The following is a 26,156-nucleotide window of genomic DNA, read 5'->3' on the forward strand; positions in this document are numbered from 1 at the left end:
ATCGGTATGATGCTGGCGATTACGTAAACCACTATAATTATGAAAGCAGCACCAAACGCTTCAAGAATCTCGGATCCGATGTCAAATTCACGTTCATTGAATATCAGTATACAAAACCGCACAACCAAGTAAATGAGAAACATTTTTAAGGGGAAAACCCGAGGTTCCCGGAAAAATATCATTTCCACACTCTCCCATGATTAGATATAAGTTTGTAATCGGCAGGTATGTGGAAATTGTGTATGTCTATAGAATCAAAATATAAGTCTTTCTTCTCAAACTTTAAAAAGCTATAACTAAGGACGAGAAAGCTCAGATCGGATATAATCCAATACTATAGAGAGTGATAATATTTTTCCATTGCTGATTCTAAAAGTACATGAAATCTTAGGGTGAGACTGAAATTATTTTAGTGGGGGGTTCATTTTGCAAAGGATATCTTTATGGGAAAATGCCTATGACTCAATTGAGCATGGTTTGGAACATCTATCAAATGCAGTATTAACAAATGATCATTTTGAGTATAAGAGAGTTGTTCTAGACTTCTGTCACGCATCAGAACTATTACTGAAAGAGATTCTTTACAGAGTCAACCCGATATACGCCTTTGACAAAAATGATTTATTTAAAAAATGCTTAAATCCTTTAGAGCCTACTCTTGATGAGCTGTATTCTTGTAGATCTTTGGAGATTAGTCCTCTATGTGATGCAGTTAAAAAGTATGCTCCAGACTTTAGCCAAGCTAATCTAAATGTATTTTCAAAAGAAGCTTCTCGTTTAAGAAATAAAATTCAGCATTTCTGTTATAAAGCGACTACGGACGAAATAAGAGGTATCTTGTTACGATTGAGTTACCAGTTGTTAGCGCCGGCTTTCAGCTACCTCGTTGTTGAAAATAGATATGATTCATTACAAAAAAGATTATCAGATGCATTTCAAATGGAACATGTGATTGCGTATCAAAAAGACATTCTAAAAAAAGAAGGTATTGAGGACTATACAATTGGTAGTTGCTTTGCATGTGGCTCATATGGTTTGTTTATTATTTATGACAGTTTTGGTTACCCAAAGTCGTTTAATTGTGCGGCATGCTCATTCAGTCAATTGAATATTTCTTTGGAAGAATACCGGGAATGTCCTGAATGTGGAGCAAATTCTTTAATTTATTCAGATGAACTGGATAGTGGTATATGCCTTTGGTATAGGTGTGCAAACCACAAAGATGGTGGTGTAGTAACGGCAATGGAGATGTGTTATACATGTAATGATTACAGAATCGAAGACCAGTGTCATTGTACAGTGGCAGAAGAAGAAAAAGAAGAAAAAGATGAAGAAGAAAATATTAATTGACCTTAAAAAAAGCGACAGTTCAGGGAAATTTCTTGGCTGCCGCTTTTTTTTGCTCTGCTTTTCTACATTTAATATCCACGATGGACACTTTATATAATCTCAGACCTAATTAGAGTTTAGTTATTAAGTTCCTCGGCCAATCTTTGATTCTCATAAGCTAGTCTAAGCAATGTTTTCTCATATTCATCAGAAGATTTAATGTAAGGATGTTTCTTTGAGATTTCGACTACTTGAACAATCAGAGATAAACAGATATTTCCTATCCATCTCAATCTTTCTTTTGTCCTGTTGATATCTTCATTGTCAAAGAAACTGGTTACAAATGCTTCTCTACCTTTTAGGGAAAAGCTATTAACAACTTGGCTTAAGTTGGCATGCGCCATATGGTTACTTAATTGGGTTTTTAGATTTTTAACGTTATCAGAAAACTCTTTATAATTTTCTTCAAGCCAAATGTTTGCAGCTTTTTTTACTTTTTTTAGTTCTTCAGCCGAACCATCCTCTTTAAAATAATCCTTAATAACAGGGTTCTTTAATGAATACATAGCCAATACAGCTGTTTCTAATGCATAACGGATGTTCATTCCAGCCTGCGCATCGTGTCTTCTAACAATAGATAATAAAGCAAGTTTTAAGGAAATATTCATTTGCGAGTAAAACATAAAAAATAAATAAGCTTCTGATTCATTTGAATGCTGGTCTAAGAAATTGTCGGTAAACTCAACTATTTCCTTTGCATTGATATAAAAATTGCTGTATGTGATCCTCGCATGTGCTATTTCATTTTGCTCAGCTAATGATAATTCTTCAAATGTAAGCATCTTGGATCCCTCTCAATTCACTATTTATTTTGATCTGCTTGTGACATTTGTACCAAGCCTACAGACACATTGTACAAATTGTTCCATTTGATTGCAAACACTTGTAAATTAAATGGTACAAGATCAGAACTATAGCTATTTGAAGTATATGGTGCTGAATGGGTGGTACGTCGAGTCATCTCTGACCAACAAAAAAGCACAACACGGGGTTGCGCTATACTTCTAATCTCCATTTTTAATTTTTAATCTTAGTCATTTTCTAGAAATGATACGATTTCAGCCAACTTACGATTGTTAATATGAGGAATAGTTTGTAGTTTTTTAAGAAGATCTAACTTGTTTATTTGAAGAAGCCGTTGGCTTAGCTCTATTTTCTCTTTCGCTAATTTATGGAACTCCATGGTTAATTCAGGATCATCACTGTGTGTCCCAAGAAACCCCTTAGCTTCATCGATGCCTTCTTTTAACTTCTTAATCTCGGTGTAAAGGGCTTTTGATTCAGAATCTAAATCCTCAGCACCAAGTAAAAAGTCAGCAGTTTCACCTAAAACTTGAGGTAATTGAACCAGAAGTTCTAAGTTCGGTTGCCTAGAACCGTTTTCAACTTTACTATATCCCGATTGAGACATTCCAACTAATTCGGCCATATCCTTTTGTGATATACCTTTTTTTTCGCGGCAATATCTTAGCCTATCAGAAAATGCGAACACAAAAACAACTCCTGCGCTTGACGTAAGTCCGAAATGGAATTATTATTTAATAACAAGTCCAATATGTCATAAAACATGGACATAAAAGGCCGAATAAGAATTCATTCAGAGTCTAGTCTTATGAATTAAACAACAGTGGCAAATAAATTAGATTTGCCAGCCGTTAATAAGACCGAAGATCTCTTATGTCTAAATAGTCAATAAGTAGGTTAATTCCATTATGGACTATTTTAACGTTTGATATTCAATATGACAAGAAGAACAGTAACATATTCCTTATACTATATGTTCGTCTGTAAATAAGGAAAGTAAAAAAAAAAGCGTACCAGTAAGTTACGCCTTAATTGATTTATTAAATGGACCGGTAATTACCCTAAGCTGTACTTAACGCTAGCCAAGGAACCAAAAAAATGATGTATTATTAACTGTTTTCACTTAATAAATCTAGCATACTTTTATAGTTTGTAATGGAGTCAATTGTTTTATTTTTTACATGTGGTATTTGCTTAAGCATCTTAATTGTTTTTTCACCAGCAAGTTCATATCTTTGTTTCCACAATGGGATGTTTTTTTTAAGGCTAGCAAGCTTTTTATTGACTTCAGATATGTTATTAGGATCGTAATCTTTATACAGAATTTCTGGATCGTTAGGATCAATCTCGATTTTTTCCAAATCCATTAGCAATATATCGTAATTATCCCTAGCCCTACAGAATTCATTGTACACACTCTGTGCATTTCTGGTGAAGTCGGTTACTCCAATTAGGAAATCGGTGCTTTCTCCAAGATGTTGTGGGAATTTAGCGAGTGTTTCCAAATTAGGTTCTCTGAGATTATATTCATATTTTGAGTAACTGGACTGGGTCATTCCTATCTTTTCGGCCATCTGTTTTTGCGTAAAACCCTTTGATTCTCGGATCCACTTTAAGCGGGCAGAAAAAATTTCCACGAAAAATCCTCCTAAATGATTGACTAGGTTCAAAATGTGCTATATATTTATCTCAAAACGAACTAATAACTTGTTCGGAAAGGAGATTTGATTTATGGCTAAACCAAGAAATAAACTTGAGTACTTGAGAAAGATAAATTTTCTTACTCAATCTGAAGTGGCAAACCAACTAGGGATCACGTTATCGCATTACAATAAAATTGAGCGTGGAATGCGTGGATTGTCCCTAAATATGGCATTGAAACTAAAACCTTTGTACAAAGTTAATTGTATCGATGAATTAATTGAAGATGCAGGATAGAAACATAGAAACATTATAAGCACAAATTGAACCAATAACAAGGTGGTGTGAAATGACTTTGACAAGTGTTAGCGTAAGAGCGAATGAACTTCATGAGCAAGCAATTGCTGACTTTAAAGTGTCTGAACGATTTGCTTACTCATTCATAATTAAAATAAAACAGATTCGCGACGAACGTTTATACAAGAAACTTGGGTTTTCTAATTTTGAGTCCTATTGTGAGCAATCTTGGAATGTAAAACGTGGATATATGGACGATCGAATACTGGTGGCGGATTCTTTTGGCACAGATTTTGACCGCACGTGCGGTCAATTGGGGCATAAAAAGTCGTTGCTTCTTGCAAGAATGGAACCCGAAGTCAGGTCACAAGTACAATCAGAAATTATTATTGGAGATACAACTATTAAGCAAATAAAAGAAGCAGAACAAAGGATAATGGAGGCTGAACTTCGCGCTGCCCAAGCAGAAGCAGCAGCCTCAGCAGAGTCAAGCAGCGCCAAACACTTCGAGAAATTGTGGCAACAAGCTAAGAGCCAGCTCCCCAAGGTAGAGACGAAGACAGTAGAAGTTGTTCCTGACCATGTACAACGTGAACTGGAGAGAAGCAAAGCCAAAATCAATGAACTAGAGCAGCGGCTTACCGATACGAAAAAGCATCTAGAGGCCACAAAAAGTCTTAAAAACTCATATGAAAAGGATTCGAAGGAGTACGAGGAACTCAAGAAGAAAATATCCTTCCTTCATCGAGAGAAAGATGACCTCGCAAGGCAATTCGAATCCGCAACAGCGCTATCCGGCTTCTCAGTTGAGATCGACAATTTCCTGAAAACGAAGCTCGCTCCTGTCCGGTATTCGAGGGCGTTGGAACGGCTAGACAGCGAGATCGTCATTAAGAATCTCAGCGATATGATCTCTTCTGTTGAGAACTGGTGTGAGGACATGCGGCGTTATTTACCGAATGGCAATCGGATTATCGTAAAGGAGGCACAATATGATGATGTTAGCTAGTGTTGATAGCATGACGCCGGAACAACTCGATCTCCTGCAGCAGCAGATCATGATTCGGAAGACGCGAATGCTCGAGAAGGAAGTTGAGCTGCTGAAGGATGAAAGCGAGAAGATGAAGGCGATTATACAGATACAGTCGCAAGAGTTGGAGACTGTTACCCACCGTATCGACAACATCGATTGCACGAACATCCAAGGCGACCTGAGAGACCGCTTTAACAAGATGATACGTCTTTACGCTACTAAGAAGGGGATCTACTTCAATAAAGGCTACCGCGACTTCATACAAGCCTATAACACAGCCTACCGCACGAACCTGGAACTTCGAATGACGAACTACTGCAAGAGTAATGACATCAAGGAGATTTCAACGCCAGTTTATTTGGAGGTGTCAGGTCAGTTAGAAGACGCTATCCGTGTGGCAGACAAAATGCTTAACCAAAAAAGTGCATAAGAGGTGAATACATGAGTTTAAAACTGGTTCCCCCAGTTACGAGGAAGAAGCCTGACCTCTACAGTTTATACTTAAATGCTTACATCCGATGCATGGACCGGACAATTGAATCTGACAAGCTTATTGTTGACTTGGATCTCATCGAGAGGCAGCGCCTCGTATATTACGGAGTTAAGATGATAAATCACCAGCCCGAAGAGAATATGAGCTATGAAAATCTTGAACTTAGATTCCAAACAATGGACTTCATACATGCTGTAATGTCGACGCTAACGCCTAATGACTTCGAGAGGGTTTTCCCGATTGACAAGCAATACGACGGGGCTCGATACGAAAGGAAGGACTACTTCTATACTAAAAAAATGATAGAGGGACTGGGTGCCGATAAGAAAATTGGCAATACTGTTGATAGGTTTCTCTGGGATTATCAGAATATTGCGATTACTTTGTTTGAAGTTCATTTCTTGTCTACTGCAAGTAACTTAAGGAGGTGTCAAGGCGAAAAGGGGATCATGGAGGAGTTTCTGGAAGACAAGGGCATCACGACGTACATCCTTGAAGAGCGAGAAGGTAAGAGTTTTATCCGCAATAACGACACTGGAGAAGTATCCAGAGTCAAGCGTCCCGTCCCAAGGCATATGAAGGTTGTTAAATGAAAATCGCCTCTAAAAAAGAGGCGACAAGCTCACCTACCACTCCGACCAAGAAGAATAGGTGAAGCAAACATTACAGGGCTAGCACCCTTCCTAGCATTATAGCTTATAACAATGTCTCAGAGAAGGGGCAGCCCTCCCAGGAGGGTTTTATGAAGAACACACTCGATATATCTAATCCAAAGTTATGGGAAAGTCTGTTGACAGAGGAAGAGCTTAAGAAGGTAGAATATATTATTTCACTTATGAAAATAGAGCCAAGGCCAACGGTTAACCAGTTTATTGCCGATATGAACCGAATTATCTCGAACATACCGAAACCACAAACAGCAGCTAATGAAATGGAAGTAGGGGTGTTTAGTAGCGAGGAGCCTTACTTCATGGGACTTCAAAAAGGGATCAGTTAAATACTGCAGGCATAGATAAGCAGGGGTGTGCGCACCAGCATACCCCTTACTAATCCAGGAGGTCTTAATATGCGACCAGTTGGAACAGACGGAAAGCCAATGAGTGAAAAAGCGTGGAAGAAATTAATACAACTAGTAGTGCGCTTTAATCAGAAGTTAGCAGCGAAGAAAAAGGAGGATCAGAAGTGAAAGAATACCCTATTCTACTCGGAGCAGTGCACATAGCTGAGATTTGTGGCTGCAGTCGGTCATCGGCTTATGAAATCATGCGTGAACCAGGGCGTCCAAGATGGGTGAATGGCAAGAAGGTAAGGCTCCACCGTGACCTATTCTTCGCTCAGTTGGAACAAGAGTCTAGGTCGTTTATGGGTGCGTAATATCCGTTGATTCCTGTACGTTGCAATGATATATATCAGCAATTCATTTCATAGTTGAAGACAATAATTTGAGGCGGTGTGGAGAATGGCAAAAAAGATTAAGCATAAACGAGGGTTTTACAGAGAGTTGAAGCTCGAAATGAAAGCAGCAAAAATGTCGAGAATCAGGGTGTTTAAGTCCGTTGAGTTCTGGGTGAAGCATATTAATAATCCAGCTAAAGATGTTCATTTTTACGTAAATTGGACTCATGGATCGGAGCTTCTGGAAGGTTGGGATTTCATTGGTGAATTGGATAAAGAACAATATGAGGAACACGTCCTGACTCGAACACATGACACGCCAAGAACTAGAAAAGACAAGGCGATTTATCAGTCTGTTATGCACGGGATCCCCCATTTAAGTGAAATTAGTTAGGCGGTGGAGGCGTGGCTAGAAAAGTATTCATATCAAGTGCTATGTCTTATGACGAGACATTGAGTGAGATAGCAGAAGCAGAACCGCTAGCAGCGTTATTATGGCCTTGGTTTCTGACGTATTTCGATGACTGGGGGAGAGCTAAAGCTTCTCCCCGTGAAATTAAAAACAGTGTGTTTCAAGCGAACGAACTCATAACAATTGATTTTATAACAAAGGCGATTACTCTATATGACGGTAAATTGCTCGAAGTTTATGAGGTAGAAGGAAAGAGTTATATGAGTGTGGCTGCAGACAAGTGGTTCAAACACCAGACGCATATCAGAAGAGAGAAGCGAGAAAATGACGGGAGCAAATACCCTCCGCCAACTGCGCGAGATGACGCGCAAGTGCGCGCAGATGCGCGAAATCACGCGGAGTCACGCGCAAATCTCACGAACTGCATACCTTCACCTTCACCTTCACCTTCACCTTCAAAAGATATAAAAGATAATGTGGACGCTGACGCATCCACCGCGCCTGAGAAATTTATTAAACCTTCACTAGAAGAGGTAATTGCATACTGTGCAGAACGAAATAATGGCGTTGATCCTGTACATTGGTATGATCATTACACTTCAAAGGACTGGAAGGTAGGAAAGACAGCTATGAGGAACTGGAAGGCTGCTGTACGGACTTGGGAGCGAAACAATATTAATGGCTTCCCAAAGGGTCCGAAAGAGACTGTAGCCCGTCACAAGTCCTTACACGAGCTTATAGATAGTATTTAGGAGGATGACATGGAAAGGGAGCAGGCAAAGGACTTAGTAAAACGAGTTGTTTCGTACTTTCCAAACTGGAGGCCAGATAAAGATGTTATTACGTCTTGGGTGGATCGGTTAGAGAAAGAGTCATATGAACGAGTGGTTCTTAATCTTGAAGACTATTTGAGATTAGGAAAAGAGTTCGCACCCTCAATATCCGTTCTTATCCGAAAGGGATCAATTGCAAGCCAATTGCCCTTATACACTCCAAGCAAGGAGGATTTGTCATCTAATGAGCGTTACTTGGAGTCACTCAGACGAGCTGCTGGGGAGCATACTAGCCTTCCCTAAGACATGGGATGAATACCAGAGACATTTAAAGCCGGAATTGTTTAAGGATCTTTTATGGTTGTGGGACATCATGCTTCAGACCAGTGAAGAGGAGGGTTTGTCTTACCGTGGTGTAGTGAATCGAACACCAACTGAACATCTTCAAACAGTGGCAAGTCTTCGAAACATCGCTTATAGCGAAGAACGTATTCCTTTTTTGATCAAGAGAGCCAAGCAAGAGCACTTATCCATGAAGCTTAAAAATGCTGCGTTCAAGATCAGTCATTCACTAACTGAAGGTGATGATGTTGATGAGGTGCTACGACTCGCCAAAAAAGAAATAGATCCTCTTGCGAACACTGATTTGGAAGATGACTCGGATATAAGTGATGACCTCGATCAGTTTGCGGCACATGTCCTTCAGATTTACGAAAATCCTGAACTGGCTTATGGAATGAGAACAGGACTGCCTGAGATCGACAGTTTGACAATGGGATGGCAGCGAGGCGATTTCTCGGTAGTAGGTGCAAGGACGAGCATGGGTAAGTCTGCTTTTATGATTGAAAATGTTTTGAGATTACACATCGCCGGCTATAAAGTCGGCGTGTATTCTCTCGAGATGAGCAAGACACAAATTTTCTATCGTATGATGGCGAATCTTTGTCAGGCGAATTTGAAGATGTTCCGGACGGGAAGATTGGACAAGTCCTTTTATGATCTGATGCTGCAGAAGAAGCCTTTGCTCGTTGGACTACATATAGACGATCATCGAGGTGTAGATTCGGAATATATCGCAGATTCAATGCGACGAAGGAAAAGGGATTTTGGATTGGATTTCGTAGTGGTCGACTATCTCCAAGACGTGAAAGAAAAAGGAGAAGTTAACGATAATCAAGGGAGTGCTCTTGGGAGGGTTTGTAGAAAACTAAGAGCTGCTGCAAAGGAGTTCGATTGTCATGTAATGGGTCTATCTCAAGTGTCACGATCGGTCGAAGAGCGAACGGACAAACGACCAGGTAACTCTGACCTCTCGGGGTCGACTGGAATTGAGACAAGCGCGGATGTTATCGCACTTCTATACCGTGATGATTACTACAATCCAGATAGTGATAAGAAGGGAATATTGGAAGTTAACTTCACCAAGCAGCGTAATGGGGAGGTGGGCCGTGCAGAACTTTATTATCAACGAGAGACCCAACGAATTAGTTCGGTTATCCGCTGATGAAATGAACTTTGAATATGTCACTCTTCAAGAATATAACAATGAGCAACGTGAGCGATGCACCAGCATCATTATGACAGCATTTAAAAATAAACAAGTCACTGAAGGTATAGTACGATCGTTGCTGGCTCGTATGGATGAGCCATATACCTGGGATGAGTCCTTCGATCTTCATGAACAAATATTGTCCAACCTTCTACATGCAATGGAGAATCATGATTATTACGACACAATTGAGCGAATAGAAAAGGGCGAGGCACTTTACGAGAAAGAGACTGACCCAGACAAGCGTAGGAGATACCTGGAAAGGCTGAATGATTTGAAGGTCAAATTAAATGCGTTAGAGATGAGGAGGGACGCTGCGTGAATACATTAGACAGAATATTGCGACTTGTCAACGTGGTAGATCAAGAAGAGAATCGTCATAAGCGGAAAGCGATAGCCAAAGAATTAAAAATGCTGGAAGAGAGATTGCGCGGTTGAATAACTCTTGAATAATTGAAAGGAGTTAAAAGCTGAAAACATCAACATATTGATTGAATATAAGCTTCTAAATAAAGTTGTATAAACTCCGATAAAACCTTGATAATACAGGGATTATACTGGTTTTATTCGTGTGAAAATAGTATAATAATACTATCAACATATTGATTATCGGAGGGTGCTAAATGAGCCAAAGGGAGCAGCTTCAAACGGAGATAGAAGAGCTGAATAATCGCCGCCAAAACTTGGTGGACAGAAAGAATCAATCATACCCAGGCACACAAGAATACGCACAGGCAGACAATGAACTGGCGAGCGTGAATGAACGTATTCGGACGAAGCAAACAGAGTTGGAACAATTGGCGGCAACGTCTGAAACGGTAAGCATGACAATCTATGAATCGCTTGAGTCTCTGCCATTGCCGGGTACGGACCAAACAATGCCGCTATCGTGGGTGTTGGCTACTGAATCTTTTGATATCGAGCAGAAGATTGAGATTATCGCCAGCGCATTCGAGAAAGAGTTACTTAACGCTTTGACCGTCAAAGCCAGCTATGAACGAGAGATCCAGAATCGCGACGATCTGATTGCGGAAGTCAGAAGTGAACGAGACCAGGCTAATACGGAAGTGGCAGACCTTCGCGCTAAGCTGCGGAACGCCACTGAGCAATTGGACGAGGAACGCGAAAACAGCAAGCGGAAAGACGCTGAGATTAGCAGCCTACGCGAACATATCAGCAAGTCGACGGTAACAAGCTCTGGAATCACATATGAAGAGTCTAAAGAGCAGATCAAGAAAGACTTGGAGAGCCGTCCAGCAATATACGATCTGCAATGGACTGATGGACTTAAAAGGACGCACTACACCGCTAAACGAGCTGGTACAGGCGAACAAATGGAACCGTTTAGCCGCTTAACACTCGGCCTATATAGAGTACTGGAGACAGAAGCAGAGGTACAACGATTTCGCGAAGAATATGCGCAGAGAGAAATGGAAGAACTGGCTAACCAGCCTATTGATTTCGCCCCAGAAGCACCGGAGTTAACTTTTCAAAGTGAAGAGACCACAGCCTACGGATTGGATCAACACGAGGCTATACAGTCGGATGATGCGCCAGTTACAAGGTCGGAGTACACACTAAGAATGAAAATTATCGAACAAACTTTGATCGCACTAGCAAACAGGACGGGCGGCGTTCTGACGCAAGAAGAGATGGAAGGTGCGGCTTAATGAATGGTCGCGAGAGGGATGTATCAGGGTATCCAAGAGTAGAGATGTTTAAGGGTGAATTGGCGCCATCATCGATACTCACCATTATGGGTGATGAAGAGATACTTCGATTCGAGCAAAACGGAGATATCTACGTAAAAGGGAAACTTGTCACAAATGACATGGAAGTAGTCGAGGGATTAAGAGAGTTTCTAAGAGCACAGAGATTTATGAAATAGAATGCAGTCCATAGCACCACCAATAAGGGGAACCACAACACTCAAGTAGTGAAAAATGTGGTTCCCTTTGAATTAGCAAAAGGAGGTATGCGACATACTTTTCTTCGGTAAGCATCACATGAAAGAGAAGCATATCAACTTCTTCTACTGTCGGTTAAGCGGTAAGAAGCAACATACAATAGCCATCGGATGGGCATTAAAGAAGGGCGACTGGTGGTATGAGTCAGATCCCGAGAGTATGAAGTTTTTCGCATTGGGTAGAGTCATCCAGGATGGAATAAAGCGTTATACATTGCGCGGCTTGGTATCGTGCATATGAACAAAGTTTAGGAGGGGTACGATGAAGTATCGGAAGAAGCCAGTAGTGATAGAGGCTGAGCAATATACAGAGTACGGAAAGCTTGTAAAAGGCATGTGCAATTCGGGCATCTGTTTTGCTACAGGAAACGATCAACCTCATGTTCACACAATACATGCAGGGCAAATGGTACTACTCGAAATAGGGGATTATGTAGTACCTGAGCCAGATGGAGAGCACTATTACCCCGTTAAGCCTGACATATTCGAACAGACCTATGAGCCAGTAACAGAAGGTCCGAGCAAAGCAAGCCTTTGTTTGGATCCAGAGAAAGGCTTATGGGGGAGCGTATCAAGCATAAGACTCATGGCAGACCACAACAGTTAAGGGGGAATCCAACATGAATCACGATCAGATCGTGCAGCTGCTTAAAGATTACCGAAGCTATAAATTCGCAGTCACGCAATATGAGAGACATAACCCATACCCTCAAGCTGGTATAGCCAATTATAGCGGCATGCATGGGGGATCAGGAGCGCCAGAGTTATTCTTCGCTACAGTCGGCAGGCTGGCTGATATGGGCAATCTAAGCATGCAGGACAGCATGGACTATCAGTCTTATAAGCGCGTTGTAGAGACCATTGACGGCGCTGTAATGGACGTTCTAACGGACGGAGAGCGCACAGTCATCATGAAGAAGTATCTGAACCGTGAGCCAAAGACGCTTACAGAGATCGCTGCAGATATCGAACGAGACGAAAGAACGGTTAGACGATATCACAAGGAGGCATGTCGGAAGCTGAGAAACGCACTGGTGCTATTCCGCATTCCAGAGGTGATCAATCTCGACGAATTACTCGACCAACCAGCCTAAAATGTCCGCTTTGATGTATGGTAAATGTCCGCTTTAACAGTATAAGATTGTAGTATAGGAAACTGGCGAATGGGCCACCGATAGCTGTATGCGCAGTCGTCGTCCACGCCGTTTCCTCAGTAGCGGTGACAAGCTCATGCGCCAGATAAACACAACGTTGCGAAAGCGCGGCAGCCAATGGCGGTCTAAGGTTGTGCTGGGGGAGCATCACATATAAGCTGCGTAGGATCGGGTTTCCCGGTCGTCATGGGCAACAGGGATGTAAAACAATAGTGCTGAACTGGTCTATGGGAAAGCGCGGTATATTTGCAGAGAGGGAGCCCGATGCCTAGGGGCTCCTTCATCTGTTTAGAGAGGAAGATATCATGGAGACTTTGTATTACGACAATACATGCGAAGACGGATTGACGATTGAACAGGTTGAGCAGATCCGAAATGCATCGTTAAGGCTGGTACGAAAGGATATGCATCCGCGGTATCAGTTAGCTGTAAATGATTTGTTTAAGGCGTCAAATGCGCTATTGAACGAAATGAAACTTGATGAGATGCGGAGTGCTCATTGTACTGCAGAATAAATTTGAGAGGGAGCCTATACACTTGGCTCTCTTTTTGTTTATGGGGGATGAAGTATGATAGATGATTTCATCAACATGACTCAAGGACAATTGCTTATAAAGTATTGGTGGGTATGGCTCATTATAGTGACAAATGCGGTATCGTACATGATTTGGGATATGAAGAAGCGAAAGAAATGAGGTGATAGCATGGCAGACTTGAGGCCACAAAAAATGATATTCGTAACAGAATATCTGAAGAACGGCAACAATGCCACTCTAGCTGCCATAGCAGCAGGATATAGTGAGAAAACAGCAGCGAGTCAGGGCAGTAGGTTGTTGAAGTCTGTTGATGTTCAACAGTTTCTTAACAAGACTGAACAGAATCTTAACAAGGACTTGCGCATGATGTTCACGGAGAACGCTGTTAATGCCTTCAACGTGCTGCTTGAGGTGATGAATGACCCATTGGCACAACACAAGGATCGTCTTGTGGCGGCGCGTGATTTATTAGATCGAGCAGGGTATAAGCCGGTTGATAAGATTATGAGCGATGTATCCGCAGTAGTGGAGGCTAAGCACGATTTGAAAAAGCTCAGCATGAAGGAGTTGGCCGACCTTGAGCGTATCATTGAAAAGACTGCCGACACTGGATGATGTAAGACAAGCAAGGTCGTATCAAGACTTCTCCTATTTCGTTGACTATGATAGCGAGTACCGGGATAGAGAAGGAAAACATTTAGATTTGCTGGATCAGACGCTTATGAAGGTATCGAGCGGAGATCTGAAGCGTGTCATAGTTACTATGCCTCCTCGACACGGTAAAAGCGAACGGGTGAGCAAGAAATTCCCTGCCTGGCACGTTGGGCGCCATCCAACAGATGAAATTATATTAGCCTCGTACTCAATTGACTTGAGTCGGGGCTTTTCTCGTATTGCGAGAGACACGCTTACAACCAACTGTGACGTGTTTGAAGTCAAGGTAGACCCAGCTAACCAGTCTGCTGAATCATGGGGCATAGATGGATACAGAGGCGGCGTTACTGCTGCTGGTGTTGGCGGTGCAATCACTGGTAAGGGCGCAAAGATCGCTATCGTCGATGATCCAGTGAAAAATGCAGAAGAAGCAAACTCTGAGGTCATGCGCGAGAAAGTATGGGACTGGTATCAATCCACACTCTATACACGCTTAACGCCTGACGGTCGTATCATCGTCGTCATGACGCGCTGGCATGAGGATGACCTTGTAGGTCGGTTACTTAAGAAAGAGCGAGAGGAGATCGAACAGGGGACTCATAAAGGCGAACGATGGACGGTCATAAACTTTCCAGCTATAGCAGAGGACAACGACTACCTTGGACGCAAAGAGGGCGAACCACTATGGCCTGAGTTTGGATTTGATGCGAATAGGCTGGAGCAGATCAAAAGTGATGTAGGGTCTTACGTATTCAATGCGCTGTATCAGCAAAGACCAAGTGCGGCAGGAGGGACTATTTTCAAAAGAGAACATTTCAAATATTTCCGAGAAGAGATCATTCATAACATCGCTTACTTTATCGTTGGTAGCAAACGTTACGACAAGATGGAATGCTGGGCCTTTCAAACGGTGGATACAGCGAACAGTGAGAAAACAATAAATGACTATTTCGTTGTAAGTACATGGTACGTAACGCCAGACCACGACTTGTTGTTGTATGACGTATACCGAACTCATGTAACAGGCCCGGATCAAAAGCCGCTCATGAAAGAGATGTCATATCGATATAGACCGCGGTTCCAGGCGATTGAAGATAAAACGTTTGGCACGAATCTGATACAGGAATGCAAGCGAGAGGGAATGTCCATTAGAGCAATTAAGGTGGACAAGGATAAGGTTACCCGATCGTTGGTCATCGCAGCTCGTTACGAAGTCAAAAAGGTATACCACCGTGAAGGGGCGCCGTGGCTGACGGATTTCGAGGATGAATTGTTAAGCTTCCCAAGAGGAAGAAATGACGACCAAGTTGATACGGCTTCGATTGCCGGTGAAGTGGTGCATGTACTATTCCATCACGTTGAATCAGAACAGCAGAGATCAAGGGGAGAACGCTTTGACTCAGATGATGACGATTACAATCATGACGAAGAATCATTCTATTGAGGTGATGATATGGAGCAATTTATAGAACAATATTTTGGTTTGTCTGTTGTGTCAGCCATTCTTGCTTGTATTATAGGGGTTTTGATAGGCGTGGGAAGGATTATCATTCTTAACCAACAGAAGACTATAGAACGTCTGACTGACAAGTTGATGGCTAAGGACTATAAAGAGTATAGGTTGTTACAAACTCCTATTGAATCAACAAAACCAATGAAAGAACCGCTATCGTGGTATGACGATCCTACTGAGGATACCACGAACTAGCGGTTCTTTTAGTTAAGGGGGTGATTGAGTGGCGAAAGTGGTAGACAAGCTAAAAGGTATTTTTACAGGCACAGAACCGGATGGGAATCCGAAGCAAATAAATACGCCAGAGCATCAGACGTTATATGACAACATCATGCATGATTACGATGTGTTCAAGACAGCACGCCAGAGTATGGATCCCATATGGCAAGAAGAGATGCGTTTCTATGATGGGGATCATTGGCATGGGTTGCGGTCTGTAGAGACGAGCAAGAGGCGCCCTAACAGCGTAGACAATGTCACATGGGCGCAATGCGAGGCTATTATAGGCAAGTTAGGAGGATGGGACCCGTGGCCAGACTTCCAGGCGCAGGAACCGAATGACGAGGAAAAGGCGCGAGACCTCAACGCTTTCCTACCTTACGAGCTGAGCAAGATTAAATTCAAACAGAAGTATATTAAAGCTATACGCCAATGCGTTGTTCATGGCCCGTTAATATTCAAAACCATATTTGATCCTGACGTTGAGGGTGGGCGTGGGATGAATCGCTTCACTGGACGCAATGATATTGTTCCAGTTGAATTGGGAAGCTTCTACACTGACCCACGAATCACTGACTTTATCTATCTGCAAGAGATGTCAGCTATCATCATTGACACCATTAAGACGCTTGAGTATTTTGAACGGAAATGGCCTGAGAATGGAAAGAAGGTCATGCCTGACAATCAAGCGCAGAGTCTACAAAACAATGGTGGTCAAAGCAGTTTCAATTTTACAGATTCGTCGAGTTCGACCACGCAAACCAAGACAGCGGGACTTCTTGAGTACTGGTATCGTGGGTTGCCTAAACTCATGAGCAACGATGACAAAGAATTGTTCAAGGAGGAAGCTGATACGCTTTTAGCGGAAGGAAAAGATCCATCTGAGGCGTTGGCAAAGGCAGGAGGAACCATGGAGGGCGTGCATTGTGTATACGTCTCCACTAGTGGCGTATTCCTTGAGCATAAATCCTATGTATACAACCATGGTATGTATCCATTTACGGCTAGGACGCTATTCCCTAACGGTAAAAACGTATGGGGAAAAGGGTTTATGCGAGACATGATTCGTCCTCAGATCATGCTTAACAAGTTCGCTGAGATCGCAGTCACTACCATGGCTAAATCAGGGAATAGCGCTATCGTTTACGAAGAGGGCGCCATAACAAAATTAGCAACGTGGAAAGAACAACGTTCGCAAGAAGGTGCTATGCTTCCGGTTGCTCCTGGTCGTAAGGACGATTGGAAAGAGCTACAAGGTGTCAATACGCCGCAGACTGTATTCAACATGCTTAACTACTACCGGGAGATATTGCAGGTCATACCGGGGCAATTTGACAGCTCAAATGGACAGGCTAGCTCTAATGTGACGAGTGGTGAACAGGCTAAAGCATTAATAGCAGCAGCATCGACGAGATTAAATACCGTGTCTGACCTGATTTCTGAAGCCATGGCAGATGTGTTCAGTCAGTATGTGGAGTTGATAGCTCAATTCTATACTGACGAACGAATTGCAAGGGTGACAGGAAGAGACGTTTCTATGAGTCGCCAGAAGCTTGTATCCCAAGTCCCTACGACATTCGAGCAATCCGTAGATGGTCAGACAGAAGAGCTGCCGGTTATCGAGGAGTACTTACCTGAGTTCGACATATTGGTAAATATCACAGCTGAAAAACCTATGGACAATCAATACTGGGTGCAGATGGCGTTCAATCTTTTAGGGATGCAAGATCCTCTCACACAATTGCCAATGATCGACGCTGAAGCTGTTCGATATACTATTCAAAATGGTCGTATGGAGCCGATGGAGGTCATTCAGGAAAGGATCTCCGAGAAGGCCGGCATTCAACAACAGATGCAACAAATGGGACAGATGATGGAACAATTGCAGATGGAGAATCAAGGAATGAAGCAGCAGATGGAGCAAGTATTCGGACAGCTTCAACAGGCGAATAGTCAGGAACGACAATTCGCTCAGAATGCCCAAACACGTAAATTGGACATTGAGGAAGCGAAGGTTGCAAACCAAATGATGAAAGACCAAAGCATGACAATAGGTGCTTAACGCAGGGCATGAGCTGATACGCTTATGCCCTTTACTATTTCAGCCGCCAGCCATAGCGGATACGAGGAGGCAATACCAATGGATCAAGTCGACAACCATATCGATAACGATCAGGAAACACCGCTTGATGATCGTATAAGCGGAGCAATGGAATTGTTTGGTCTATCAGAAAAGAAAGAAGAGCCACATGCCAACCAAGATGATGACCATAACGAGGACAAGGAAGAAGGATCAATAGAGGGTGCTCCTGCCATAGAGGGCTCAAAGAAGATCACTGTAAAGTATAACAAAAAAGAAATTGAGATTGACGAGGACCAGGTTCCTGAGTATGTGCAAAAGGGTATGGCCTTGGACAAGGAACGCGAGAAGAAAACGGAATACGAAGCAGCCTTGAAACGAGCAGCCAAACTCGCAGGGTTTGCAAAAGTAGACGAATACCTCGCGAACCTAGATAAGATCGAGAACGAATCTGTCCAGAAGCAGAAGGATCACTTCGAAGATATGCGCAAGCAGTTGAGAGAGGATGCCGAGAACGCTGGACTGGACCCTGAGCGAGTAGAAGAATTTATTGATAACCACCCTTTGCTCAGACAAGCAAAAGATATTCTCTCCAAGCAAGGGGAAGAGAAGTCCAATATCAAAGCTAAAGAGGTTGAGGATACCCGGATAGCTGGTTGGAATGCGCTATTCGAGAAGTACCCTCATCTCGCAGATGAGACTAGCGAAGATGGGAGTGACGCTCCTTGGCTAACTGAGGAGATGCAAGCGCGGATTAATCGAGGTTATGACCCTGTAGACGCTTATGAGTTGGTCCATCAACAAAAGATTCGTGAAGACGAACGTAAACGCGGAGAACAAGCCGCAAAAAAACAGAGCAGACTTAACAAACGCGCCAAAGTTGAGGGTAGCGTTGAAGTCGAAAAAGACGAGGGTGTTCCTGACAATGTCAAGAACGCTTTTTCTATGTTCGGCTTAGATCCGAAATCAGCCAAAAAATTCATGAGGAAATGAGGAATAACGAATGGCACTAGCCCTTTACGGTCCAGGTTTTAGCTGGACACATAGTGATATGCACCAAGACGAGACGCGAGTCACTGACATTCTTTACACCAATTCACAAGCCGGTAAAAAAGGACAGGCTGTGAAGCTTGTATCTGGCAGATGGACGCTTGCTTCAGCTACCGACGTACCAGGAGGAATTCTGACAGGTAATGTAGCAGCAGGTACAAACCAACCGTGCAGCGTCATGTTAATTCGGCCTGGTGATCTGTTTGTTGTTAAGTATACTGGCACTCCAGACGCTGGGTTTGTTCCCGGCGCCAATGCTGTTGCTATTTCTGCTGACGGTCTATCCGTAAACTCTGCCACGGTAGCTGGTGGAGCTGTTGCAATTCTACGTGTTAACACAACTAATCAAACGGCGTCGGTTTATTTTAAACTGCGTCAGTTCAGCTAGGAGGAATATAGATGTCCGTACAATCTTATTTAGAGTGGGACCCGCGAGTTCTAGAGCCGGTTTTCCGTGGTATTTATCAAGAAGAAATGAATAAAAAGTTGAAGCGTGACTTTATTCCAATCCTCTACAACACAGAGAGCTCGACAAAATCTATTGAATCTTTCGACGGTGCTGGTGGACAAGGTCTCATGAAGCCATGGGATCGCTCGAACAACCAAGTGGCATACAGCAAGGTAGAGGAATTATGGCCAAAGCAATTCAAGCATCGGAAATATTCAGACGGTCGCGAGATTGACCGCGACTTTATCGATGATTTAAAGGTTCCACAGCTTAAGCAAATAATCACAGGAATGGCAGATTCGGTATACAAAACCCAACAGTACCAAGCGGTTGAGGTTTTTAATAACTTCAACACAATTGCAGGAACGGATTATATGGGATATGCAATGAACTCTGCAGGACCTGACGGAAAGGCATTATGTGCCGTTGACCATCCGTTCTCGCCTAACAATTCTACTGACGTACAGTCTAACCTAAGTACAAAGAAATTGACGATCGATACTTGGGAAGAGGTATACGTTGCTATGCAAGGATGGGTGGACGATAGAGGAGTTCTTCAAGCTGCTCTGCCTGACACGCTGCTAGTGCATCCTAATAACGCTCGTGTTGCGAAGCAAATCGCCGGTATCCCAGGGTTGGGACAAGGATACGAGCCTGGTAACGACATGCACAATATCAACGTTTACCAAGGCGACATTACGGTCATTGTAAATCCATTCCTTAAAAATCCAAACGCATGGTTTGCAATCGACGATTCGCGCAAAAATAAGTACAACCTCTGGTTCTGGCGTCGACGTGCAGAAGACGGCAATATCGAGGACTTCGATACTGAGATTATGAAATATAAAGTAGTCGGACGGTGGAGTTATGGATTCTTAAGCCCTTGGTTTGTCTATGGTTCCACTGGTGCCGATACACCATAAGGGGGTCATTAGATGCCCGGGCATCCTCGCAAACAAAAGCTAGACGAACACAAAGAAAAAGTAGAGTACATCCCGTTGTTGAGAGCTAAACAGGATGCAACTGCAGGTGAAAAAGAAAGTGTCCGCAAATGGAACATCATGGTTGAAGCATTACGCAAACATGAACTAATGGAGGATAAGGGAGGTTAATCCTCCCTTTTTCTATTTTTGGAGGTGGGTACATGTTTAAAATCGAGATGGATGCATTGAATGCGATCTACATTGAACAGAAGCGCACAAATGAATTACTAGAACAATTGTTAAGAACGTCAAGCGCTCCAAATGAAAATAATGCTAAGCGCCAATATACAAGAAGAAATGCTAAAAACGTCAGCTAATGAATGCTTGGAAAGCTAGGGGGTAAACAAATGATTGTTCAAGAGGTGGTAGAAGAAATCACCGAACGAATGAATTGGGCGAATTCTAACTATGGCCTGTCCATGGAGTCGATTCTTCGAAAAGTCACACAGGTGAGAGATGATCTGATTCGCAACTACGGCCCCGCACAGCGTCAATCAGAGACTGTTGTTACTGAGTTTGACTTATTGCAGGGGCAATCACTATATCCTCTCCCTTGCCCTCCTGGCAGCGTTATAAACGTCGATGTTAAGGGATTGTGGCGTGGGAACTACGGTGGATATTATTGCGGAGACTGTAACGATGGGTGGGTTGAGCCAATGACGTATAACACCGGCACACTCACATCTCAACTGCCGATGACCAATTCAAACAATTGTTGGTTCAAACTCCCTTATAGGCAGTTTGACGAGAGCTATTATGGACCGTACTACTATTTTTTAAGCGGATCTATCGGACTCATCCCCATGCCTTGTAATGATGTAACCAGGGGATTGAAGATATTCCATATCCCTGTTTTATCTGCACTAACCGTAGAGAGTTTAAATGGGCCTACAGGCTTCGATCCAAACTTTGACATGGTATTAGTATATGGGGTTCTCAGAGACGTTCTAAGCGGCCCACAAGCCGTAGAGAATAACGAGAAGTACCAACAATGGTTATATGATTACAAGGCAGCAAATAGCGGTTGGGAACGTTTTACCGTTAACGAAAGATGGTGATGTGATGAACTATAATCCGTATCCATGGTACACACATGTATATACGAGTCCGCAAATTGCACAACAAACGGAATCTACTTATCTAAACTATAAGAAAATCAAAGGATTCGAGGACGTTGGCTACTTATTACAGGCGTATGTCGTCGCTGGCGGCGAGGTAACAAAGAACGTTAAGCGAAGCGATATGATAGACGTTTCGGACATCTCCGTATCTCTTAATAATGACATCATGGCTCGTGAAGGAACCTCCTTTCAAACAACAATTTCGAATACCGTCTATTACCTGGACTTTGCAAAGGACGGTGATTGGAAATGGGGTACGTCCCATCCAACGGGATTGGTGGGAACTGATTATCTTGCTATAGCCGTTGTGTCTACAAATATACATGGTGTTGTGGATGTCATTACGGATGCTCGTGGTCATGTGGGGGGATTTCGTCTTAAAAGTGAGTATGGCTTGGAAGATTACGCGACTACTCTTCAATTGGACCAAATTGCAATTAACTTAAAGACACAAGGAGCAAAAGGAGACGGATTAACGGATGATACAGATACAATTCAAGGTGTAATTGATTTTGTCTCCTCTAATGGAGGAGGTGCGATTTCTGTGCCTGATGGTATCTACATGATTGATGCAGTTAAGCAATTAAAGCTTAAGAGCAACGTTAGAATGGAATGGTCACAAAACGCCAAGTTTAAGGCGATTAACAAGAATAGTGAGGGCATATCCTACGTGCTAAACATCCTAGATTGCGATAATGTAACATTAATAAAACCGCAGATCGAAGGAGAAAAGGAAGAACATACAGGAACAGAGGGCGAATGGAGTCACGGTATTAACATCAACAATAGCGAGAATGTGTTGATTGAAGACCCAAAAATCACAAATTGCTGGGGCGATGGGATATACATTGGAGTTCAGTTCTTTGTTGTTAATCCGAAACGAAACAAAGGAATTAGGATTGTAAGACCATATATCAATAATGTTAGACGTAATGGAATATCGATTTGCTCTGGCGAAGATATCTTGATTGAGTATCCAGTGATTGAGAATGTAAAAGGTGTCTTACCTGAAAGCGGCATAGGAATTGAGCCTGAAAGCGATTCTAATGTTCCATACTTAAAAAATGTGCGAGTTGTTGGGGCATCAACAAAGAATTGCAATCAGACGGGAGGCTATATCGACCTATCACACATTGCTAATCGTGGCGACGAAGTGTCCTTGGAGATCGATAACTTTGCGGATGAAGCCAGCAATAGCGGATTTGCAGTCTATGGAGGGACCGGGACGCTGAAAGGTACAGTCAAAATTAATAGGCCGTCTTTCACCAAAAATAAATTTGCTGGGGTCGTAGTCCATACTTATGGCCTAGGTCTTCCGACTATCCAATTCAACGATCCAACCGTGATCGATTGCAATTCAGTTAATTCGTCACAAGAACAGTTCGGAAGCGCCTATGCGATCCTTCGGGAGGCGTCGCATCCAACAACGCATGAGTTTGGTAATGTGGAATTTAACAGACCGCGTTCCATCGATACAAGAGCGGTGAAACAAATAAGACGAATGTTCTATATAAATGACCTAAAACTTGGTGTCACATATATCAAAAATGTGAAGATCATTGATCCACCAAAAGGCGATGCGCTAAACCTTAACCCCTATATGGGTGGCGTTTTTGAGGTCAGGGATAGATTCAATATCTTTTCTGTCGAGGACACATTCTCTGGCGGTTTGCCGATTCAACGTTCTAGCTTTGCAAGTTACCGCAAAAATACTAACTCTGTTGATTTTATCACATATAACTTAACGGACTTCGGTGGATTCGACACAGAAATAACCATAGAAATGAGCGGCAACTATCGGGTGGATATACTACCGGCAACAGGGAAGAACATTTTACCGCTAGCTACCTCTGCACAGCGTATAAGGACGACAGTAAAGGGCAGCAGCGTAACGTTAAAACCATTACCGGGCGGCGATTGGATCGTTAAGAACCTAGTCGGCACGTGGACAACCGTATAAGGAGGATGACAATGGGCTTTATACTTCCATTTGAAGTGCCAAAGGGTACAAATGTGGCAAGCTTGTATACCGATCTAAATGCAGACTTAGTGGTACTAAATACTAGTAAGCAGATCCCTAACGGATATTGTTGCATCGACAGAATCGCTGGCGATAAGGGAGAGCTTCACTTTGATATCGTATACAGCCTGCAGAGAGGTACCGATCCATTAGATCGGGAAAACTTTAAATTTGTACCAGATACGAGTGATAATGCATTGAATTTTGTAAAGCAAATGTACAACTACCTCAAGACGCTGCCGAAATTTGAGCAAGCCAGAGACGTTCTGGAACCAGGTCAATCCGCATGAGAGGAGAATTTTTGATGGAATTCAATGATGAAGAAAAGGATGAATTGATCAGTGTTATTTGCTGGGCAATTTCCGAGGGGTATAACACTAACGAGGTCACTAAAGCATTGGCTACTAAACTAATGATTGAAGAATATGTATTGCGAGACTTAGATGAGAATTGCAACATAGGAATGAAATTTTTTGAGTCAGATTCGTAATATTTGGAGGTGCGGAATGAAATTCATTATGTATCATTACCACCTGATTATGAAACGAATACACCGACGAGGGGGCGTGTGGCAAACACGCTCTTTTATGTACCATCGAAATAAAATGAAGCAATATCAAGAAAGCATTGATATTAAAGTGAATTTAAGAAAGGAGGATCGTCATGTTAACATTACAGCAAATCATAAGTGAGGCAGATCTGCTGGTTCCGAATACAGTTACCACATCCGACAAAGTGACACAACTCAACGCGATCAACGGAGACTTCTTCAACGTTGTGAAGATTCCCAAACTCGTAAGGTTCAGTGGCGTTCTCGGACAGCCAGAGTATACAATGCCGGCTGACGTGCGAGAAAAGAACATTGACCTGGTAGAAGTGGGATTACTAAAGTATCTTGACCTCATGAGTGACAATGTAAACCCAACACAAAACAACTGGAGTTATGATGACAGTAATAATAAGATTATGCTATCCCCGGCGCCGTATAAAAACGGTTTACCGGGGATTGTTCGTTATCACCGAATAGCAACTTCAACTTTCACAACGGGTAACCTATCGGCACAACCAGACGCGCCAGCGGAATATCACTGGACATACGTTCTCGCCTTGTCTGCCTGGCTTGCTATCACTATGGACGATCCATCAAAGTTTAGCTTATTTGACGCCCAGTATAAGGCCGCCTGGAACGTAGCAGCTCAACACTACACTAGGGAGTGATCCAATGAATCGTATTCAATATTCGATTGCTCCTCCTGCTGAATTGTCAGGACTTGAACCACCTAATCCCATACGTGAGTTTAGAGGGATAAACGGATTCGATCCATACAGCATTGAAGACAGCTTCTTTACAGACGCTTCGAATATCGTGACTGATGATTTCCCGGCATTCTCGACATGCCCAGGATACGAGGTGCTTGGTGCAGCCGTAGGAACGAAGGTACTGGGCCTTGGCGTATGGAAGGATACTGAGCTGCATGCAGTATTTAACGATGGCACATGGCGTAAGTGGACAGGCACAGCGTGGAGCGACCCTCTTATCAGCAGCCTAGACACATCTGCTATGTGGACGTTTACTCACTTTCAAGGGAATTGGCCCGAAATGAACCTAGTGGGGAGCAACGGAGTCAACGGTTTGAAGAGATACAACGGTACAACGGTGCAATCATTCGGAGACGCGCCAACGAATATAAACTATGTCACAACGTATCAGAACCGGTTGTGGGGCGCATTTGGTAAGGAGATACGAGCCTGTAAACTGGACGATGCCACCCAATGGAACTCTTTTCTGGTGACGGAAGAGGACTCTTACGGTAAGACCATTGAAAGCGAACGAGGCGAGAACGTGAACATGCTCAGTGGTGGCCTCGCTAAACTCGTTATTGGCATGCCTAACGCGTTCCAAGAGCTATACGGAGCAATACCCTCTGACTTCACCACGAGGCCTGTATCCGAAAATATGGGCGTCACAAACAACAATAGTGTAATAGTCATGGACTCCATACTGAGGGGAATACATCGAGATTCTATATACGAGTACATTAGCGGTGGCGTAAGCCCTGATCGTACCTTTTCAGATATCGTAAGAAGATACATCTCAAATGTCTCTGGCGCCTCGGCTGGCACAGATGGCAGGAAGATGTATTTTTTTATGAACGACAAGATCCTCGTCTATGACACAGTGTTCCAAACATGGACGATTCGAAAGAATATTTCCGCTACTTGCTTTGTGATGTTTAAAGGTGAGATGTACGTAGGGGACGCTACAGGCCGTGTATTGAAGCTTGGAGGTACGACAGACGCTGGGCAGCCTATTAACTGGTACGCCGTAACCAAGATCTTCACGAACGGCACAACGGCTCAAAAGTCACGATGGCTCAAAATGTATATCATGGCTGAACTGGCGGTCGGAAGCACAATGAACATTTACCTTTCCGAGTCACCAAACGGGAACGATTGGGAGCTTGTTCAGACGGTTACGGGCAGTGGGACAAAGATCGAGAAGATACTTATTCCCGTTCAAAAGTTCACACTATCCAACATGTTACGAGTCAAATTAGAAGGTACGGGATGGGCGCGAGTGCATGAACTAACCACTCAGAAGCGCCAATTGCCGCTATAGGAGGTA

32 protein-coding genes are annotated in these 26,156 nt (G+C 42.9%); 29 read left to right on the forward strand and 3 right to left on the reverse strand.

The genetic code is table 11. The features are described 5' to 3' along the window. Positions 1–426 precede the first annotated feature (426 nt). Positions 427–1,350: a hypothetical protein gene (locus tag AC0YNW_RS27995; RefSeq protein ID WP_475834675.1), complete on the forward strand. Its 924-nt coding sequence runs from the start codon at positions 427–429 to the stop codon at positions 1,348–1,350. Positions 1,351–1,466: 116 nt separating this feature from the next. Here the strand turns inward: AC0YNW_RS27995 and AC0YNW_RS28000 are convergent, their stop codons facing one another. The 3 genes from AC0YNW_RS28000 to AC0YNW_RS28010 form a co-directional block, all read right to left on the reverse strand. After that, the gene (locus AC0YNW_RS28000; protein WP_475834676.1) at positions 1,467–2,171 is read right to left on the reverse strand and encodes a hypothetical protein; all 705 of its coding nucleotides are present in this window, start codon (positions 2,169–2,171) and stop codon (positions 1,467–1,469) included. Positions 2,172–2,419: 248 nt separating this feature from the next. After that, positions 2,420–2,881 (reverse strand): helix-turn-helix domain-containing protein, encoded by a 462-nt coding sequence (locus AC0YNW_RS28005; protein WP_475834677.1) that lies wholly within the window; start codon positions 2,879–2,881, stop codon positions 2,420–2,422. A 421-nt stretch (positions 2,882–3,302) separates the two neighbouring features. Beyond that, positions 3,303–3,830 (reverse strand): helix-turn-helix domain-containing protein, encoded by a 528-nt coding sequence (locus tag AC0YNW_RS28010; RefSeq protein ID WP_475834678.1) that lies wholly within the window; start codon positions 3,828–3,830, stop codon positions 3,303–3,305. A 94-nt stretch (positions 3,831–3,924) separates the two neighbouring features. Between AC0YNW_RS28010 and AC0YNW_RS28015 the strand changes: the two genes are divergently transcribed. The 28 genes from AC0YNW_RS28015 (at position 3,925) to AC0YNW_RS28150 (ending at position 26,150) form a co-directional block, all read left to right on the forward strand. Next, positions 3,925–4,131, forward strand: a complete 207-nt coding sequence (locus AC0YNW_RS28015) for a helix-turn-helix transcriptional regulator (protein ID WP_475834679.1) — start codon at positions 3,925–3,927, stop codon at positions 4,129–4,131. A 52-nt stretch (positions 4,132–4,183) separates the two neighbouring features. Further along, the gene (locus tag AC0YNW_RS28020; protein ID WP_475834680.1) at positions 4,184–5,140 is read left to right on the forward strand and encodes a hypothetical protein; all 957 of its coding nucleotides are present in this window, start codon (positions 4,184–4,186) and stop codon (positions 5,138–5,140) included. After that, entirely contained in the window at positions 5,124–5,594 is a 471-nt protein-coding gene (locus tag AC0YNW_RS28025; RefSeq protein ID WP_475834681.1) for a hypothetical protein, read from the forward strand. The genes AC0YNW_RS28020 and AC0YNW_RS28025 overlap by 17 nt, the downstream gene beginning before the upstream one ends. An 11-nt stretch (positions 5,595–5,605) precedes the next feature. Beyond that, the gene (locus tag AC0YNW_RS28030) at positions 5,606–6,250 is read left to right on the forward strand and encodes a hypothetical protein (protein ID WP_475834682.1); all 645 of its coding nucleotides are present in this window, start codon (positions 5,606–5,608) and stop codon (positions 6,248–6,250) included. A gap of 149 nt (positions 6,251–6,399) precedes the next feature. Further along, a complete protein-coding gene (locus AC0YNW_RS28035) occupies positions 6,400–6,654 on the forward strand; it encodes a hypothetical protein (protein ID WP_475834683.1) in 255 nt (84 codons plus the stop codon). Positions 6,655–7,116: 462 nt separating this feature from the next. Then, positions 7,117–7,446 (forward strand): hypothetical protein, encoded by a 330-nt coding sequence (locus AC0YNW_RS28040; protein WP_475834684.1) that lies wholly within the window; start codon positions 7,117–7,119, stop codon positions 7,444–7,446. Positions 7,447–7,457: 11 nt separating this feature from the next. Continuing rightward, on the forward strand, positions 7,458–8,216 hold the full coding sequence (locus AC0YNW_RS28045; RefSeq protein ID WP_475834685.1) for a hypothetical protein: 759 nt from the start codon (positions 7,458–7,460) through the stop codon (positions 8,214–8,216). 265 nt (positions 8,217–8,481) lie between these two features. Further along, the gene (locus AC0YNW_RS28050) at positions 8,482–9,741 is read left to right on the forward strand and encodes a replicative DNA helicase (RefSeq protein ID WP_475834686.1); all 1,260 of its coding nucleotides are present in this window, start codon (positions 8,482–8,484) and stop codon (positions 9,739–9,741) included. Further along, complete coding sequence (locus AC0YNW_RS28055; RefSeq protein ID WP_475834687.1) at positions 9,686–10,108, forward strand: hypothetical protein; 423 nt, start codon at positions 9,686–9,688, stop codon at positions 10,106–10,108. Before AC0YNW_RS28050 ends, AC0YNW_RS28055 begins: the two co-directional genes overlap by 56 nt. Before the next feature lie 301 nt (positions 10,109–10,409). Beyond that, positions 10,410–11,456, forward strand: coding sequence for a hypothetical protein (locus AC0YNW_RS28060; protein ID WP_475834688.1), 1,047 nt, complete (start codon positions 10,410–10,412; stop codon positions 11,454–11,456). Next, on the forward strand, positions 11,456–11,674 hold the full coding sequence (locus AC0YNW_RS28065; RefSeq protein WP_475834689.1) for a hypothetical protein: 219 nt from the start codon (positions 11,456–11,458) through the stop codon (positions 11,672–11,674). The genes AC0YNW_RS28060 and AC0YNW_RS28065 overlap by 1 nt, the downstream gene beginning before the upstream one ends. Positions 11,675–12,014: 340 nt before the next feature. Further along, positions 12,015–12,359 (forward strand): hypothetical protein, encoded by a 345-nt coding sequence (locus AC0YNW_RS28070; protein ID WP_475834690.1) that lies wholly within the window; start codon positions 12,015–12,017, stop codon positions 12,357–12,359. 13 nt (positions 12,360–12,372) lie between these two features. Next, positions 12,373–12,846 carry a sigma factor-like helix-turn-helix DNA-binding protein gene (locus tag AC0YNW_RS28075; RefSeq protein ID WP_475834691.1) on the forward strand — a complete coding sequence of 158 codons (474 nt, stop codon included), beginning with the start codon at positions 12,373–12,375 and terminating at the stop codon, positions 12,844–12,846. Positions 12,847–13,610: 764 nt separating this feature from the next. Then, complete coding sequence (locus AC0YNW_RS28080; RefSeq protein WP_475834692.1) at positions 13,611–14,057, forward strand: terminase small subunit; 447 nt, start codon at positions 13,611–13,613, stop codon at positions 14,055–14,057. Continuing rightward, a complete protein-coding gene (terL, locus tag AC0YNW_RS28085) occupies positions 14,020–15,540 on the forward strand; it encodes a phage terminase large subunit (RefSeq protein ID WP_475834693.1) in 1,521 nt (506 codons plus the stop codon). The genes AC0YNW_RS28080 and terL overlap by 38 nt, the downstream gene beginning before the upstream one ends. Positions 15,541–15,549: 9 nt before the next feature. Continuing rightward, positions 15,550–15,804: a hypothetical protein gene (locus tag AC0YNW_RS28090; RefSeq protein WP_475834694.1), complete on the forward strand. Its 255-nt coding sequence runs from the start codon at positions 15,550–15,552 to the stop codon at positions 15,802–15,804. 28 nt (positions 15,805–15,832) lie between these two features. Then, positions 15,833–17,890: a portal protein gene (locus tag AC0YNW_RS28095; protein ID WP_475834695.1), complete on the forward strand. Its 2,058-nt coding sequence runs from the start codon at positions 15,833–15,835 to the stop codon at positions 17,888–17,890. 78 nt (positions 17,891–17,968) lie between these two features. Beyond that, complete coding sequence (locus AC0YNW_RS28100) at positions 17,969–18,901, forward strand: hypothetical protein (RefSeq protein WP_475834696.1); 933 nt, start codon at positions 17,969–17,971, stop codon at positions 18,899–18,901. A gap of 10 nt (positions 18,902–18,911) precedes the next feature. After that, positions 18,912–19,346 carry a hypothetical protein gene (locus AC0YNW_RS28105; RefSeq protein ID WP_475834697.1) on the forward strand — a complete coding sequence of 145 codons (435 nt, stop codon included), beginning with the start codon at positions 18,912–18,914 and terminating at the stop codon, positions 19,344–19,346. An 11-nt stretch (positions 19,347–19,357) separates the two neighbouring features. Then, positions 19,358–20,329, forward strand: coding sequence for a Mu-like prophage major head subunit gpT family protein (locus tag AC0YNW_RS28110; RefSeq protein ID WP_475834698.1), 972 nt, complete (start codon positions 19,358–19,360; stop codon positions 20,327–20,329). Positions 20,330–20,341: 12 nt separating this feature from the next. Next, entirely contained in the window at positions 20,342–20,518 is a 177-nt protein-coding gene (locus AC0YNW_RS28115) for a hypothetical protein (protein WP_475834699.1), read from the forward strand. Between the two features lie 32 nt (positions 20,519–20,550). Further along, positions 20,551–20,706 (forward strand): hypothetical protein, encoded by a 156-nt coding sequence (locus AC0YNW_RS28120; protein ID WP_475834700.1) that lies wholly within the window; start codon positions 20,551–20,553, stop codon positions 20,704–20,706. Between the two features lie 30 nt (positions 20,707–20,736). Continuing rightward, positions 20,737–21,447 carry a phage adaptor protein gene (locus tag AC0YNW_RS28125; RefSeq protein WP_475834701.1) on the forward strand — a complete coding sequence of 237 codons (711 nt, stop codon included), beginning with the start codon at positions 20,737–20,739 and terminating at the stop codon, positions 21,445–21,447. 4 nt (positions 21,448–21,451) lie between these two features. Then, on the forward strand, positions 21,452–23,470 hold the full coding sequence (locus AC0YNW_RS28130; protein WP_475834702.1) for a glycosyl hydrolase family 28-related protein: 2,019 nt from the start codon (positions 21,452–21,454) through the stop codon (positions 23,468–23,470). 11 nt (positions 23,471–23,481) lie between these two features. Beyond that, positions 23,482–23,820: a hypothetical protein gene (locus tag AC0YNW_RS28135; RefSeq protein WP_475834703.1), complete on the forward strand. Its 339-nt coding sequence runs from the start codon at positions 23,482–23,484 to the stop codon at positions 23,818–23,820. A 14-nt stretch (positions 23,821–23,834) separates the two neighbouring features. Further along, the gene (locus tag AC0YNW_RS28140) at positions 23,835–24,020 is read left to right on the forward strand and encodes a hypothetical protein (RefSeq protein ID WP_475834704.1); all 186 of its coding nucleotides are present in this window, start codon (positions 23,835–23,837) and stop codon (positions 24,018–24,020) included. Between the two features lie 173 nt (positions 24,021–24,193). Then, entirely contained in the window at positions 24,194–24,748 is a 555-nt protein-coding gene (locus AC0YNW_RS28145) for a phage adaptor protein (protein ID WP_475834705.1), read from the forward strand. A gap of 4 nt (positions 24,749–24,752) precedes the next feature. Continuing rightward, on the forward strand, positions 24,753–26,150 hold the full coding sequence (locus AC0YNW_RS28150) for a hypothetical protein (protein WP_475834706.1): 1,398 nt from the start codon (positions 24,753–24,755) through the stop codon (positions 26,148–26,150). Positions 26,151–26,156 lie beyond the last annotated feature (6 nt).

This window comes from Paenibacillus sp. J31R120, from assembly GCF_056269225.1.

Excerpts from the sequence above, each read along its gene's own strand:
- AC0YNW_RS28025 (WP_475834681.1), top strand. The coding sequence starts at position 5,124 with ATGATGATGTTAGCTAGTGTTGATAGCATGACGCCGGAACAACTCGAT.
- AC0YNW_RS28020 (WP_475834680.1), top strand. The coding sequence starts at position 4,184 with ATGACTTTGACAAGTGTTAGCGTAAGAGCGAATGAACTTCATGAGCAA.
- AC0YNW_RS28130 (WP_475834702.1), top strand. The coding sequence starts at position 21,452 with ATGAACTATAATCCGTATCCATGGTACACACATGTATATACGAGTCCG.
- AC0YNW_RS28100 (WP_475834696.1), top strand. The coding sequence starts at position 17,969 with ATGGATCAAGTCGACAACCATATCGATAACGATCAGGAAACACCGCTT.
- AC0YNW_RS28000 (WP_475834676.1), bottom strand. The coding sequence starts at position 2,171 with ATGCTTACATTTGAAGAATTATCATTAGCTGAGCAAAATGAAATAGCA.
- AC0YNW_RS28090 (WP_475834694.1), top strand. The coding sequence starts at position 15,550 with ATGGAGCAATTTATAGAACAATATTTTGGTTTGTCTGTTGTGTCAGCC.
- AC0YNW_RS28075 (WP_475834691.1), top strand. The coding sequence starts at position 12,373 with ATGAATCACGATCAGATCGTGCAGCTGCTTAAAGATTACCGAAGCTAT.
- AC0YNW_RS28120 (WP_475834700.1), top strand. The coding sequence starts at position 20,551 with ATGTTTAAAATCGAGATGGATGCATTGAATGCGATCTACATTGAACAG.
- AC0YNW_RS28070 (WP_475834690.1), top strand. The coding sequence starts at position 12,015 with ATGAAGTATCGGAAGAAGCCAGTAGTGATAGAGGCTGAGCAATATACA.
- AC0YNW_RS28135 (WP_475834703.1), top strand. The coding sequence starts at position 23,482 with ATGGGCTTTATACTTCCATTTGAAGTGCCAAAGGGTACAAATGTGGCA.
- AC0YNW_RS28125 (WP_475834701.1), top strand. The coding sequence starts at position 20,737 with ATGATTGTTCAAGAGGTGGTAGAAGAAATCACCGAACGAATGAATTGG.
- AC0YNW_RS28040 (WP_475834684.1), top strand. The coding sequence starts at position 7,117 with ATGGCAAAAAAGATTAAGCATAAACGAGGGTTTTACAGAGAGTTGAAG.
- AC0YNW_RS28060 (WP_475834688.1), top strand. The coding sequence starts at position 10,410 with ATGAGCCAAAGGGAGCAGCTTCAAACGGAGATAGAAGAGCTGAATAAT.
- AC0YNW_RS28140 (WP_475834704.1), top strand. The coding sequence starts at position 23,835 with ATGGAATTCAATGATGAAGAAAAGGATGAATTGATCAGTGTTATTTGC.
- AC0YNW_RS28150 (WP_475834706.1), top strand. The coding sequence starts at position 24,753 with ATGAATCGTATTCAATATTCGATTGCTCCTCCTGCTGAATTGTCAGGA.
- AC0YNW_RS28105 (WP_475834697.1), top strand. The coding sequence starts at position 18,912 with ATGGCACTAGCCCTTTACGGTCCAGGTTTTAGCTGGACACATAGTGAT.
- AC0YNW_RS28080 (WP_475834692.1), top strand. The coding sequence starts at position 13,611 with ATGGCAGACTTGAGGCCACAAAAAATGATATTCGTAACAGAATATCTG.
- AC0YNW_RS28065 (WP_475834689.1), top strand. The coding sequence starts at position 11,456 with ATGAATGGTCGCGAGAGGGATGTATCAGGGTATCCAAGAGTAGAGATG.
- AC0YNW_RS28145 (WP_475834705.1), top strand. The coding sequence starts at position 24,194 with ATGTTAACATTACAGCAAATCATAAGTGAGGCAGATCTGCTGGTTCCG.
- AC0YNW_RS28015 (WP_475834679.1), top strand. The coding sequence starts at position 3,925 with ATGGCTAAACCAAGAAATAAACTTGAGTACTTGAGAAAGATAAATTTT.
- AC0YNW_RS28115 (WP_475834699.1), top strand. The coding sequence starts at position 20,342 with ATGCCCGGGCATCCTCGCAAACAAAAGCTAGACGAACACAAAGAAAAA.
- AC0YNW_RS28035 (WP_475834683.1), top strand. The coding sequence starts at position 6,400 with ATGAAGAACACACTCGATATATCTAATCCAAAGTTATGGGAAAGTCTG.
- AC0YNW_RS28110 (WP_475834698.1), top strand. The coding sequence starts at position 19,358 with ATGTCCGTACAATCTTATTTAGAGTGGGACCCGCGAGTTCTAGAGCCG.
- AC0YNW_RS28050 (WP_475834686.1), top strand. The coding sequence starts at position 8,482 with ATGAGCGTTACTTGGAGTCACTCAGACGAGCTGCTGGGGAGCATACTA.
- AC0YNW_RS28030 (WP_475834682.1), top strand. The coding sequence starts at position 5,606 with ATGAGTTTAAAACTGGTTCCCCCAGTTACGAGGAAGAAGCCTGACCTC.